Consider the following 13,562-nt stretch of genomic DNA (forward strand, 5'->3'; position numbering starts at 1 on the left):
GAAAACAGCCATAGAAAAGGAGCCCAGACGTCATGGCCTATTACAAACCTGAACAAATTATGGATATTACAATTGGAAGCGGACAAAAGAAGACGAGTTATTCATTAATGCAAACAATGATCCTCGGTTTTCAGGCTGGAGCCTTCATATCTCTTGGCTTTCTCCTTTACATAAGAGTGACCGCCCCGCTTGCAGGGCCGCTTGAAGGCTTGAGCAGCTTGATTGGCGCAGCTGTTTTCCCGATTGGCTTGATCCTCACGCTGTTGGCGGGAGGGGAATTGCTGACAGGAAATATGATGGCTGTGCCGCTTGCAGGGCTTGCCCGCAAAGTTTCGGGCTGGCAGGTGATGAAAAATTGGAGTTTGATCACACTCAGTAATTTTCTTGGCGCCATTTTTGTTGCATATGTATTTGGACATTTGACAGGGTTGACAGAGTCGGGTATTTACCTTGAAAAAACAATCAGCATCGCGGAGCATAAAATCGAAGCCACTTTTCTCGAAGCGTTCCTTTCAGGAATCGGCTGCAACTGGTTGGTTGCCCTAGCTGTCTGGCTGTCGTATGGATCGGAGGACATGGGAGGGAAAATCCTCGGAATCTGGTTCCCGACAATGGCGTTTGTGGCTATTGGATTCCAGCACGTGGTCGCCAACATGTTCGTCATTCCGGCTGCCATTTTCGCCGGATCTTTTACATGGATTGAATACTTCCACAATTTCGTGCCCGTGTTCCTGGGAAACGCAGCCGGTGGAACGCTGTTCGTCGCTATGGCCTACTGGTATTCATACAATAAGAAAACAAGTCCGCAGAAACAGAAGCATGTTTCCTTGGTGAAAAACAGCAGTGGTGTCTCAGTGAAATAATTGTGTGAGCGACTTATTATAGAGTCGCTCTTTTTTACATGAGTGCCCGTAAAGGGTTGGAGGAACAATGCGGAGGGAGTGATCAGAAAAAGAAGCTTGGAAAACCCATGAAGCCCTAAAAAAGACTCCACAAAAGAAAGAAAAGTCACTCATCTACAAGATGAGTGACCAAAAACGAAACAGCCATGAGATTCTATGCGGCTTCTGACTCTTTGGAATGAACTTGCTTCATAAAGTCGTTTACATCGGATGGCACTTTGCGGTCGAGCTTTGAGACGATGTAAACTGACAGGAATCCGATTGGTACGGTGATGATTCCCGGTACGTTGAACTGCAGGAACTCCGGCAGTGTCGTCTTGAAGAAAATCATGTACATGGAGGCAGCGAGACCCAATACAAGGCCGGCGATGGCTCCTTTTTCCGTCATGCCTCTCCACCAGATCCCCAGGATAAAGATTGGTGTGAACGTACTTGCCGCAACAGTGAACGCTAGTGCGACAAGGTGGCCGATGGAGGCTTCTTTTACCATCAGACCAAGGACTCCATACAAAACGCCAAGAACAATGATTGAAAGTTTACCAGCGATTACGCGCTCTTTTTCAGTAATGTTTTTACGGAAGAAGGTTGCGTACAAATCATGTGCCAATGCACCTGAACTTGCGATGAATAGCCCGGAAAGGTTTGAGAATACAGCTGCGAATGCACCGGCGATGACAAGGCCAAGCAACCATTCTCCACCAAGGGCTTGTGCTGTTGACGGGACAACCATGTTATTGCCGCCGGCAATCAGATCCTTCATGACAGCTGGATCAGCTTCGCCAGTCAAGAAGATGGAGCGTCCTACTACTCCAAGGTAAACAGCGAACAAGAAGAACACGCTCGCGATTCCGATTGCCATTAGGGCGGACCTTCGGGCAGCTTTCGCGCTTGGGTTTGTGTAGAAGCGCAAAAGGATGTGCGGAAGCCCGATGGTACCAAGTGAAAGCCCGATTGTCATCGAAATGGTTTGCCAGAAGGAAGGGAAGTAGTTGCCTGTTCCAGTCCAAACAGAACCGTCAAACGGAATATCTTTTCCATCAGCCGTGAAGCTTGCTGTACCTGTGATCGTTCCTTTGAACTCATTGATGGATGCCAGGATATCTTGATAATGAAGTCCGCCCCAGATGGCTGCGCCGACCATAAGGAGGAACGCACCAAGGCGAATCCATAATTCTAATGCCTGGTTCAGAGTAGTACCTTTCATGCCGCCGATTCCCACATAGAAAATCATGACGGAACAGGTAAAAATGATTCCGAATTCATAGCTGGTGCCAAAAAACATGCTTAGGATTTGAGCAGCGCCAAGCAGCTGAGGGGCTGCATAGAAACCGGAAATAGCGAGTACGACTGCGACGGCTGCAAGGCGGGCGCGCCGGCTGTGGAACCGGTAGGCCAAAAAGTCAGCCACTGTATAGGCTCCAAAACGGCGAAGCGGTCCAGCGACGAATATCGCCAGGAGTGTCAAGCCGATCGAGAAGCAAAATGCATAGTAAGCACCGTCATAGCCGAGCTGATAGGTCAGGCCGGCAATCCCTAGGAAGGTGGCTGCGCTCAAATAGTCGCCGCCAATCGCTGAGCCGTTGGTGAACCAGCCGAAGCTGCGTCCCCCGACGAAGTAGTCGGAAGCAGTCGCGCTTCTCTTTGTAAGATAAGTGATATACACAATGGTTCCCATCAGGATTAACGTTAACAGGAATTTCGGCTCAAGGAATGTGGACATCAGCCAATCCTCCTTCCATCAGCATGAGCTGATGACTGCTCAGTTTCATTTTTCTTCAGGCGCTTTTCATATAAAGTGGTATGAATGAATGCAATGACGAACGCCATTGCCATCGCGACAATACTTGTGAAGAACCAGCTGTAGGTCATGCCGCCCCACATCCGGGAAAACATAAATTCTCCGGCGTACCAATTCAAAATAGGAATGGAAAGGATAAATACATAATAAAAGAGCGTAAGTTTAATGCCAGTACTGAATTCACTTTTCATGATTTGCTTTGTTTCTGGATCAAGCGGCTTGAGTTCGCTTACGTCGATCGTATCAGCCGCTACATAATTATACTCCCGGTACTCCCCTGCCAATTATATTCCCCCTAGATAATATTTTGGCTTTTCCCGTTATCAACATTTCCCTCCTTTAGGCAAGCCATGATATGATTAAATTGATTGTACGATAGAGAATTGTCCAATACCTTACAAATAATTATCAGAAATATACAAATATTTAATGTGATTTAAATTTTTATTCACTGATGTGAATATTGCAAGGGGGTGTCATGGTTGTATTCAATTTGGCTTGCGGTGGAAGATGAAGGGGAGTACAGAAAGCTGGCTGCATGGATTTTAGAAGAATGTCAGGAGAATTGTCAACTCGTAGACGAAGAGAATAATATACATATTGCGATTATCGAAGTGAACAAATGGCATGATTGGGTGAAAATTCATCGGTTCCGCAAACGGAATAAAGGCTGCCGGGTCATTCCGCTTCTGGACCCTTCCCTTTTGCACACCTCTCCACTGGCAATCGAGTTCAAGCTGACCTACCTCTTGGTAAAATCGGTGAAACAGCGGATTTTTTTACGTACATTAAAACGGGCGGTCGACGAGATTGAAAGTGAGAATACCAGATTCGCAGAAAGCGAGGAAGTATTCCATCATATCGGTGCGGAGCAGGCTATTGGGCAGAATGACTTGCCTTTTAGGGAGGCTTTTTTACGAAGACTGTTGTCAGGGGAAGTGAAGACAGAGGAGGAGCTTCTGCAGGCCCGCTTTTTCCTGTCAGGGGAAGCTGTTCCGAATGTGGTCTGTTTTATTCAGGGATTCGTCCGCTGTCCGGATAAACGAATACAAGAAGACTGGCAGGCTCCAACGGTCATCCAGGAGTTTTTAAAAAGACAGTTTGAAGGGTATCACCTCACTTTCCTGTCCTACAGGAAACATCTGCTCGTGCTGATTCAGGTGCCGTCGGAGTTTGGTTCATTGAAGCATTGGAAAGAGGGTGAAGGGCGAATCCTTGCGACAATTGACTCGTTGGAAAATGAATACGGGATTCAGCTTTATATTGGAGTAGGCTCCATTTATCGCGAGCCGCTGCTGCTGCACCATTCGTATAAAGAAGCTTGTAAAGCAAGGCGGACATCGCCATACGAAAGACTTCAGCTCCGTTATTATGAAGAAATCACAAAAGACATGCAAATTCAAAAATGTACCGAGTACATTTACCAGTACTGTACCGAGGACTTGTCAATCAAGCAGGTGGCCGATCAGATCAATCTGAGCGTCCCCTATTTCAGTCGTATATTTAAACTAGAAACGGGACGAAGCTTCGTCGAGTATGTCACCTTCGTTCGCATGCAGCGCGCCGTCTGGCTGCTGCGCCACACCGACCACACAGTGGAAGCCATCGCCGAAGAACTAGGGTACAACACCCCTAACTATTTCAGCGGAACATTTAAAAAATATGTCGGCCTGTCACCAAGGGATTATCGGGCGACCGAGGAGATTATTTTTGTTTAGGGGTACTGGCTTGCTGCCGAGAAAATAAAAGCATGAAGAAGGAGGTCCGCCGTAATAATGGCAGGACCTCCTTCTTCATGCTTAAGCCAGCTGCTGCTGTGCAAACTCCCTGTATAAATCATGTGTCTGGATTAATTCCTGGTGAGTGCCGATACCGGTCACTCTTCCTTTTTCTATAAAAACAATCTTATCCGCATTGACGATGGTGGAGAGCCTGTGGGCGATGACAAATGTCGTCCGGCCTTCCATCAGGCGGGTCAGGGCCTGCTGGACGATGCCTTCTGACTGGCTGTCGAGGCTGGCGGTGGCTTCGTCCATCATCAGGATTTTCGGATCACGGAGAAAGGCGCGGGCGATTGCGATTCGCTGCCTTTGACCGCCAGACAGTTTGACGCCGCGTTCGCCGACTTCCGTATCAAGTCCTTTGGGAAAGTCTGCGATGAATTGGTCGGCATAGGCCATTTTTGCGACCTCCCAAAGACGTTCATCCGGAATCTTGTCTCCGTTTTCCAGCCCATAGTACAGATTTTCGCGGATGGTTCCAGCCATCATGGCGCTTTCCTGCGAGACATAGCCGATTTGGTTTCGCCAAGAGGAAAGCGATAGTTTCTGGATCGGAGTGTCACCAATCCGGATTTCTCCTTTTGTTGGTTCGTAAAAACGTTCAATCAGGCCAAACATGGTAGTTTTACCGCCGCCGCTTGGTCCGACGAAAGCAACCATCTGGCCAGGCTGCGCATCCAGTGAAACTCCTTCAATGACCGGCTCATCCTCGCTGTAGGCAAAGCTGACATTATCGATGGTGATGGGCAGGTTGCTGATGTCTGTTTCGATGCCTTCCTGACCTTCTTCAAGCGGCTGGTCGAGAATTTCAATGATCCGTTCTGTCGCGCCTTTCGCTTTTTGCAGCTGGGTAAAGAACATCGCGAACGAAGTGATCGGCATAATAATCTGGAACAGATAAAGCAGGAAGGCAATGAGCGCCCCTGTGGACATTGTCCCGTTAACTACGCGCATTCCTCCGTAGGCAATGATGATGACAATAACGACCATGATCATGAGTTGCATGACAGGTCCAATCAACGCAAAGATTCGCGCTTCCTTCAATCCAAAGTTGAACAGTTTATCAATTCCGCCATAACCGTTATTCTCTTCAATTTTTTCCGCGGTTGAAGCTTTCATTAAGCGAATTTCCCCGAGAGTCTGGGTGATATGTCCGGTGAAAACAGCCGTCTCATCCTGCAGCCCTCGCGCAATCTTAGCCATTTTCCTGCCGAGAGGAATCATGATTGCCAGCGTGAGCGGCACGGAAATTAGCATGAGCAAGGTCATTTTCCAGTCCATCACGAGCAAAATCACCACAGCACCGATGATTGAAATAATCCCCGTTGAGAAATTAGGAAAATGGCTCGTGATCAACTCTTTGACAATACTGGTGTCATTGACAATCCGGCTGACCGTTTCCCCGCTGGACTGCTTGTCAAAGTAGCGGACTGGCATGCGAATCAGCTTCGTCCACATCCGTTCGCGCAGCCGCGCGACGACCTTTTGGCCGACATAGCTGAGCAGATAGATGGAAATCCCGCTGATCAATGCCTGAATCACGAATGCAGCGCCAATCGCGATGACAAGCGGAACGCTGATCGCCTCAACAGAAAAGCCATCTACCAGATTTTTCGTCAGGATTGGAACCACCAGGCCAGCCAGGGTCGTGATGATACTCGCAGCCAGCCCGGTGAAAAGCGCAGCCTTCGGAATATTCGTTGATACAATGAGTGAAAGGAAAGGCTTTATACTTGTTTGCTGTTTCTCCATTGCTATTCTCCTATTCATTCTGGTTGATTACATCATAAACCACTTTCATTATAGATGGAAATAGTGGTAAAAAAGCATAAAAAGATAGTATATTCACCTCTTTTTCCTTCATTAATAAACAAGCTGTTTGGTACATGCATATTATGTTGGTGAACAAAGGATTGGAGGTGAAGCATATGAGTAATGGAGTTCATGCTGCATGCAGTGTGTTCGACTTATTTCTTGGAGTCCTGGTGGGGGCAGGATTGATTCTGTTATCCTATTTCGGCGTGATTGCTGTTGTCCTTGCTTGGTTGGGTTCATTCGCTGCTACAGTAAATACAGCTGTAGGTGTAATTGGTATTATCGCGGTAATATTGTTTGCGTATTGCATCTTCAGGAGATTATGGCGTTGTTGTTTTGGAGGACGGTGCTAACCACTAATCATACCCTTCCAATGACAGTCTGAGGCCCTTGATTAAGGGTCTTTTCTTCGTGATTTTATGTTTGAAAAAACCTCATAAATAGTCCAACAGGCCTGTTTTGTAAAAAAATACCTGTGTAACCATAGACAGGGAGTGCCGATATAAATCAATAACATGTATATACTACGAATTTAAAGGGGCGGGTGACTATAATGCAGCCAGATTTAAATAGCAAATCTCTTTTTGAGGTATATAAATCCTTGTTTGATTATAACCATGATGGTTGCTACGCCCTTGATATGAAAGGAAATTTTATTGGGTTCAATGAAGCAGCTGTAGTGATAACGGGGTATTCGCTGGAAGAGGCTTTGGATATGAATTTCATTTCGATCATTCATGATGATTTCCTGGAAGATACAATTCAGCAATTTAAGCAAGTGACGTCAGGAGGGCGAACCAGATTTGAAACGGCCATCTTTAAAAAGGATACTGGTGAACGAGTTGACCTGATGGTTACGGCTGTTCCGATTACCCTAGGTAAGGAGATTTTGGGCATTGTCGGGTGTGCACAGGATATCTCGAAAAAAAAGGAGCTCGAGGCATTGTTGAACGGCCAAAATCGAATCCTTAAAATGATGGCGAAGGGAATCTCTTATCAAGAGGTCCTGGATGAGATTGTCCTTTTTATCGAGAGTTTTACAGACGGGGCCCGCTGTTCAATCTTGATTGCCGACCAAGAGGGAAAGAAATTAGTACAAGGGTCATCTCCTAATTTGCCGCCAGTATATAATGTGGCAGTTGATGGGATGCCGATTGGTCCAAAGGCTGGTTCCTGTGGCACGGCGGCCTATTTGAGGAAATCCGTGGCGGTAAAGGATATTGAGTCCGATTCGTTATGGGAGGAATACCGAGATCTGGCCCTCTCTTATGGTTTAAAGGCATGCTGGTCAACACCAGTTTTCGACGATGATCATAGGGTGATTGGCACGTTTGGCCTTTATTACTGCCGTTCAAGGTCTCCGCGTGAAAAGGACCGGGAAATCATCCAGAAAGCAACGGATCTCGCTAGCCTGGTGATCCAGCATTATCAGGCAAAAGAAAAAATTGATTTCATGGCGTATCATGATGCGCTGACAGGACTGGCGAACCGGCGGCTGTTTGATGATAGGGTTAATAAGGCTTTAGCTGAGACAAAAGTGGATGAAGGTGAAAAACTGAGCCTCATGTTTCTCGACCTGGACAGATTCAAATTCGTCAACGATTCTCTCGGTCATTCTATAGGTGACCGCTTGCTTGTACATGTGTCTGGAAAGTTGAAAAACAACCTTGGAGATGGAGTGTTTTTTTCAAGACAGGGCGGGGACGAGTTTACTATTTTACTAGAGCACACTACGAAGGAAAAAGCTGAAGCCGTGGCGCGTGATATCCTGAAGACATTAGAGGAGCCTTTTGTGCTTGATGGGACAGATATTTTCATCACAACGAGCATAGGCATGAGCTTTTACCCTGATGATGGCGAAAAAGTTGACATGCTGCTGAGCAAGGCGGATGTCGCGATGTATCAGGCAAAAAAACAGGGGCGCAACAATTACCAGCTGTATGATGTGTTGCTCGATCGCAAGGCATTCGAAAAGCTCCAGATTGAGAATGCGCTCCGTAAAGCGCTCGAGCGTAATGAATTTGTACTGCACTATCAGCCAATCATCAACCTGTATACCAATAAGGTAACGGGAGCGGAGGCGCTGATCCGCTGGAAAAATGAGAGGGTGGGGTTTGTCTCACCAGATCAGTTCATCCCAATCGCAGAAGAAACAGGGCTGATCATTCCGATTGGGGAATGGGTGCTGAAAACCGCCATGCTGCAGCTCAAGGACTGGCACGAAAACGGAATGGAAGGTTTGACGATGTCGGTTAACTTATCGATTCGCCAATTTTATCAGCCTAATTTGATTCCGATGATAAAGGAAACTCTTGAGTTAGCCGGAGTGGAGCCGAGGTACCTGACAATCGAGATTACCGAAAGCATGACGATGGACGTGGAAAAAGCAAACGTAATCCTTCATGAGCTGAAAGGAATTGGAGTTAATATCTCGATCGACGATTTCGGCACAGGCTACAGCTCGCTGAGTTACCTGAAGAGATTCCCGATTGATCATTTGAAAATTGACCGTTGCTTTGTGAAGGACATCGCCGATAATAAAAGCGACGAAAACATCGCTACAACGATTATTCTGATGGCGCATAATCTGGGGCTGTCCGTAATTGCGGAAGGAGTCGAAACAGTAGACCAGTTAGGATTGTTGAAGCAGCATCACTGCAATCAAGCACAAGGTTATCATTTCAGCAAACCCGTGCCAGGAGAAGAGTTTCCTAGAATCAAAGTTCCTTCGTGATCCGGAGGAGCTTTTTTCTATAAAAAAAGATGTTTTTTCATTGAATTTTGAGGATGAAATCTGAAACACCTGGAACAAATTCCCGTCTAATTTTACAAGGGGGTTCGAAAAAGATGAAAAAATGGTGGCTTATAAGCGGTTTGTTGCTCGCTTCAATTGTTGCAGTGGCTTTCTTTTCTTTTTCCCAGTTCAAAGTCGTGAATGCATGGGAAGAAGAGCATGTGGTCCTTCCGAATAAGGTGTGGAAGCTCGAGTTTTCCGAGAATATCTCTGAAAAAAGTCTTGATGCCGATTTGATTTTTGTGACGAATGACAAGGGCGAGAAGATCGACACGAAGCTGGAGTTGGGTGACGACCGGAAAACCATTTACATCCTTCCTCCGGCACAAGGGTATGACCTAAAATCGAAGGAATACACCGTTCATTTTAAAAAAGGAATTAAATCTGCGCTAGGCAGGGAGCTGAACTCTGGGCACAACTGGAAGTTCGTTGTAAAAGAAACCCTGCCGACGGTTGGCTCGCAGGAGAATCTAGCGAGTTATTTTGAAGACATTATAGAGGAAGAGAAAGAGGCCCGAAGCTGGTTTGGCGGATTGAAGGAATCCTTTTCTGCTGGTGAGGATAAGGCGACGGAAGAGTCAGTGGCTGCCGATAAGTCCGGTGGCGGTGGGGATGTTTCCGAAACGAATGTCCAGGTACAGGGCGTTGATGAAGCGGATATCGTCAAAACAGATGGCGAAAGTATTTTTCAGGCTGAGCATAATAAGGTGCGAATCATTCAGGCAGTGCCTGGCACGCAGATGAAGGTTTTATCGGTTTTGCATTTTGATGAGAATTTTTCACCTAGTCAGCTATTCCTGCAAGACGATCAACTGGTGGTCATTGGCCATCAGTACAACGAAATATATAGGCCATATGAAGATGTCGCTAAGGACTCGTTGATTGCCCCTATGATGCAATCTACGACAATAATTGTCTATGATGTTAAAAATCCTGCTGATCCCAAGCAGATCCGTGAAGTCAAAGTGGAAGGTCACTATGTTTCGGCAAGGAAAGTCGAGAATCTTGTCTATCTCATCACTCAGCATTACCCGGATTACTGGCTGCTGAAGGAGAACAGGAAAATTGATATCAGGCCAAAGTTTACTGACACTGCCTATGATTCAAAGGAAAGAACGATTGATTATGATGATATTCATTATTTCCCAGAGTCACGCCAGCCGAACTATACATTGATTGCCGCTCTTGATCTCGAACAGCCGAAAAAGGAAGTGGCTCTGACGACGTACCTGGGCAGCGGGAACCAGCTTTATATGTCCAAGGAAAATCTTTACCTGGCTGTCGAGAATTATGGGGATATGGACAGGAAGGATCGTGGTGTCATCGCTCCGGACACCGATGTCCATAAATTTGAGATTAAGGGCCTGGATGTTAAATACCATAGCTCCGCTACCGTAACGGGAACCGTGCTGAACCAGTTCTCGATGGATGAACACAATGGCTATTTCCGCGTCGTGACGACCAAAGGCTACGCTTGGGATGAAAAGCGGCCTTCTAGCAACCATCTCTATATATTGGATAAAAACTTAAAAGAAACCGGGAAGATTGAAGAACTGGCTCGAGGGGAAAGAATCTACTCTGCGAGATTCATGGGTGACCGCATCTATATGGTTACTTTTAAAGAAACCGACCCGCTGTTCGTGTTTGACGCAAGCGATCCAGCCAATCCGAAAGTGCTTGGCGAATTGAAAATACCTGGCTTCAGCAATTATCTGCACCCATATGATGAAAACCATATCATCGGCTTCGGCCAGGATACGAAAATCGTCGCTGAAAAAGGAGCCTCACAGCCGAGAATCCTTACAGATGGAGTTAAGATTTCGCTATTCGATGTCAGTGATATGACCAATCCGAAAGAGAAATTCACCGAAATCATTGGCGGGCGCGGCACCTACTCACCATTGAACCATGACCACAAGGCCCTGCTGTTCAATAGGGAGAAAGACATTTTTGCCTTCCCAATCTCGGTTTATAGAAACAGCGAGAAAAACGAATACGAACAATTCTTTGAATATCAGGGAGCTTATGTATATAGTATCGATCCAGTGACCGGATTTAAGCTAAAGTCTAAAATTACCCATATAAATGGAGAAATGCCATATTACGAAGAGTGGGAGCACCAAATCCAGCGCCTGCTCTATATCGGTGACAAATTGTACGGCTTGTCACCAGAGAAAATCACGAGCCATAAAATGGGCAGCTATGAGAAGGTTGGGGAGCTGGAGTTTTAAAAAGCTTGCTAGGTGAATTGATTTCTAAAAAAGCTTGCTAAGTGAATTAATTTTTTAAAAAGGTTGCTAGGTGAATTAATTTTTTAAAAAAGCTTGCTAGGTGAATTAATTTTTTAAAAAAGCTTGCTAGGTGAATTAATTTTTTAAAAAAGCTAGCTAGTTGAATTCGATTTTTTCAAAACCTGGCTAGGTCAATTCGTGTTAAAAAGCCAGGGAATTAGAAGCTTCCATATAGAAGGCTCTTCTGCACCCACCGCAGAAGAGCCTTTTCACTTTAATTATTCCCCAACCCAGAAGAATTCTGGAGAACAATCCTCCAGCCATCCGGATCGGCAATCGTGACACCAGCATTTTTCCAATACGGATTTTCCGGTTCGACTTCCGGATAGCCCATATTGTGCAGCCGCAGGGCGATAGTGTCTCGTACTTCGTGATCAGGAATGTAAAAGACTAATAGATTGTCTTCGGTCGGTGCGGGGCAGGGACTGCCTTCCACATGCTGGGTGAATTCCAGGTGATAGCTGAAATCAGGCAGGCCTAGCATCACTCCGTCATAACCATCGTGTTTTTCAAACGAACCAACAACTTCAAGCCCAAGTCCATCACGGTAAAATTCAACGACCTTCTCCAATTGATCTGTTGGCCGCGCAATCCGGAATTGGACAGCAGGCATTTTATCTGACCAGATTTTTTTCATAAAAAATCACCTCTTATTTTTATTTTACAAGGTTAAAAACAAAAGTGTATTCGGAAGTTAGATTGATAAAATCTAAGACTTTGGTTGTAGACAAAATAAGAGGTCAGCCCTTCATTAAAGGACTGACCTCATCGTATTAAACAAATAGGCTAAGCAATAGGACGAATCCTAGACCAGCTACGGAAATGATGGTTTCAAGCAGTGTCCATGTTGCGAATGTTTCTTTCATGCTTAAGCCGAAGTATTCTTTGAACATCCAGAAGCCTGCGTCGTTTACGTGGGAAGCGACCAAGCTTCCTGCTCCTGTAGCGAGTACGACCAGAGCAAGGTTAACATCGCTTGTGCCAAGCATTGGAATAACCAAGCCAGCAGTTGTCAAAGCTGCAACTGTTGCAGAACCAAGAGCGATACGCAGGATGGCTGCGATGATCCATGCAAGCAGGATTGGCGATAATGCTGTATCCTTGAACATTTCAGCTACATAGTCACCAACACCGCCAGTGATCAATACTTGTTTGAAGGCGCCGCCTCCACCAACAATCAATAGCATCATGCCGATATGTGAGATGGCTGTTGCGCAAGAATCCATAACCGTCTTGATTGGAATGTTACGTGCAATTCCCATTGAGTAGATAGCGAATAATAGAGACAATGTCATGGAAGTACCAGCATCACCGATGAATCGGATCCCTGCTAGGAAACTATTATCTTCAAAACCCATTGTTTTTTGAAGCAATGTAATGATTGTTGCGATAGACATTAATATAACTGGTAGTAATGCTGTGAAAACGCTGATCCCGAAACCAGGAGTATCTTCAAGTTTGAATGTTTTTTGTTCGCCTAAAGAAGCGATGCTTCCAGTTTTGTTGAAAGATTCTGGTACAAGTTTTTTAGCGATTTTCGTAAATACAGGCCCTGCAAGAATCACAGTTGGAATGGCAATGATAAAGCCATAAAGCAATACTTCACCAATGTTTGCCCCAAACTCACCAGCAATGACAGTTGGTCCTGGGTGAGGAGGCAGGAATCCATGAGTTACAGATAAAGCAGCAGTCATCGGAATACCTAGATATAGGATTGAAATCTTTAATTCTCTTGAAATCGCAAATACGATCGGAATCAATAATACTAAACCTACTTCAAAGAATAGAGCGACACCAATGATGAACGAAGCCACTACGACTGCCCATTGGATGTTCTTTTCACCGAATTTGTTTACAAGGGTCATCGCGATTCTCTGAGCACCGCCAGAATCTGCGATCAATTTACCCAACATAGCACCAAGCCCGAAGACTAACGCCAGGTGGCCAAGTGTGCCGCCTAAGCCGGCTTCGATTGTTTTAACAACTTCTCCTAATGGAATACCAAGCGCTAAAGCAACCCCGAATGAAACGATGATCAATGAGACAAAAGTGTTTAGTTTTAAGCCCATGATCAATAAAAGTAAAGCTAAGATACCAATTGCTACAATAACCAATGGCATTGTAATTTCCCCCTAAGATGTCTATATTTCCCGCATAGAGCGGAGTGTTTCCTCTTTGAAA

At 45.6% G+C, this 13,562-nt stretch carries 10 protein-coding genes; 5 read left to right on the plus strand and 5 right to left on the minus strand.

What is annotated here, in order from left to right; genetic code table 11:
• Positions 1-32 precede the first annotated feature (32 nt).
• Positions 33-863, plus strand: a complete 831-nt coding sequence (locus DYI25_RS18805) for a formate/nitrite transporter family protein (protein WP_213371808.1) — start codon at positions 33-35, stop codon at positions 861-863.
• Positions 864-1,056: 193 nt separating this feature from the next.
• Here DYI25_RS18805 and DYI25_RS18810 read toward each other — a convergent pair whose 3' ends face one another.
• Complete coding sequence (locus DYI25_RS18810; protein ID WP_249745549.1) at positions 1,057-2,622, minus strand: cation acetate symporter; 1,566 nt, start codon at positions 2,620-2,622, stop codon at positions 1,057-1,059.
• Positions 2,622-2,984 (minus strand): hypothetical protein, encoded by a 363-nt coding sequence (locus tag DYI25_RS18815; protein ID WP_213371810.1) that lies wholly within the window; start codon positions 2,982-2,984, stop codon positions 2,622-2,624. The genes DYI25_RS18810 and DYI25_RS18815 overlap by 1 nt, the downstream gene beginning before the upstream one ends.
• A gap of 198 nt (positions 2,985-3,182) precedes the next feature.
• Here DYI25_RS18815 and DYI25_RS18820 point away from each other — a divergent pair, with 198 nt between their 5' ends.
• Positions 3,183-4,418, plus strand: coding sequence for a helix-turn-helix domain-containing protein (locus DYI25_RS18820; RefSeq protein WP_213371812.1), 1,236 nt, complete (start codon positions 3,183-3,185; stop codon positions 4,416-4,418).
• Positions 4,419-4,499: 81 nt separating this feature from the next.
• On the opposite strand, the gene DYI25_RS18825 is transcribed toward DYI25_RS18820, so the two are convergent.
• Positions 4,500-6,233 carry an ABC transporter ATP-binding protein gene (locus tag DYI25_RS18825; protein ID WP_213371814.1) on the minus strand — a complete coding sequence of 578 codons (1,734 nt, stop codon included), beginning with the start codon at positions 6,231-6,233 and terminating at the stop codon, positions 4,500-4,502.
• Positions 6,234-6,409: 176 nt separating this feature from the next.
• On the opposite strand from DYI25_RS18825, the gene DYI25_RS18830 reads away from it, so the two are divergent.
• From DYI25_RS18830 to DYI25_RS18840, 3 genes are all read left to right on the plus strand, one after another.
• Positions 6,410-6,649, plus strand: a complete 240-nt coding sequence (locus DYI25_RS18830) for an ABC transporter (RefSeq protein WP_213371820.1) — start codon at positions 6,410-6,412, stop codon at positions 6,647-6,649.
• Between the two features lie 200 nt (positions 6,650-6,849).
• On the plus strand, positions 6,850-9,030 hold the full coding sequence (locus DYI25_RS18835) for a bifunctional diguanylate cyclase/phosphodiesterase (RefSeq protein WP_213371821.1): 2,181 nt from the start codon (positions 6,850-6,852) through the stop codon (positions 9,028-9,030).
• A gap of 113 nt (positions 9,031-9,143) precedes the next feature.
• Positions 9,144-11,321, plus strand: coding sequence for a beta-propeller domain-containing protein (locus DYI25_RS18840; RefSeq protein ID WP_213371822.1), 2,178 nt, complete (start codon positions 9,144-9,146; stop codon positions 11,319-11,321).
• Between the two features lie 274 nt (positions 11,322-11,595).
• Here the strand turns inward: DYI25_RS18840 and DYI25_RS18845 are convergent, their stop codons facing one another.
• Positions 11,596-12,018 carry a VOC family protein gene (locus DYI25_RS18845; RefSeq protein ID WP_213371823.1) on the minus strand — a complete coding sequence of 141 codons (423 nt, stop codon included), beginning with the start codon at positions 12,016-12,018 and terminating at the stop codon, positions 11,596-11,598.
• A gap of 136 nt (positions 12,019-12,154) precedes the next feature.
• A complete protein-coding gene (locus DYI25_RS18850) occupies positions 12,155-13,501 on the minus strand; it encodes a GntP family permease (protein WP_213371825.1) in 1,347 nt (448 codons plus the stop codon).
• Between the last annotated feature and the right edge of the window lie 61 nt (positions 13,502-13,562).

The organism is Mesobacillus boroniphilus (genome assembly GCF_018424685.1).
In the GTDB taxonomy this organism is placed as follows: Bacteria; Bacillota; Bacilli; order Bacillales; family Cytobacillaceae; genus Mesobacillus; species Mesobacillus boroniphilus_A.

What these genes read in the sequence shown, in the direction of transcription:
- DYI25_RS18805 (WP_213371808.1), top strand. Translation starts at nt 33, where the DNA reads ATGGCCTATTACAAACCTGAACAAATTATGGATATTACAATTGGAAGC.
- DYI25_RS18810 (WP_249745549.1), bottom strand. Translation starts at nt 2,622, where the DNA reads ATGTCCACATTCCTTGAGCCGAAATTCCTGTTAACGTTAATCCTGATG.
- DYI25_RS18825 (WP_213371814.1), bottom strand. Translation starts at nt 6,233, where the DNA reads ATGGAGAAACAGCAAACAAGTATAAAGCCTTTCCTTTCACTCATTGTA.
- DYI25_RS18830 (WP_213371820.1), top strand. Translation starts at nt 6,410, where the DNA reads ATGAGTAATGGAGTTCATGCTGCATGCAGTGTGTTCGACTTATTTCTT.
- DYI25_RS18835 (WP_213371821.1), top strand. Translation starts at nt 6,850, where the DNA reads ATGCAGCCAGATTTAAATAGCAAATCTCTTTTTGAGGTATATAAATCC.
- DYI25_RS18840 (WP_213371822.1), top strand. Translation starts at nt 9,144, where the DNA reads ATGAAAAAATGGTGGCTTATAAGCGGTTTGTTGCTCGCTTCAATTGTT.
- DYI25_RS18845 (WP_213371823.1), bottom strand. Translation starts at nt 12,018, where the DNA reads ATGAAAAAAATCTGGTCAGATAAAATGCCTGCTGTCCAATTCCGGATT.
- DYI25_RS18850 (WP_213371825.1), bottom strand. Translation starts at nt 13,501, where the DNA reads ATGCCATTGGTTATTGTAGCAATTGGTATCTTAGCTTTACTTTTATTG.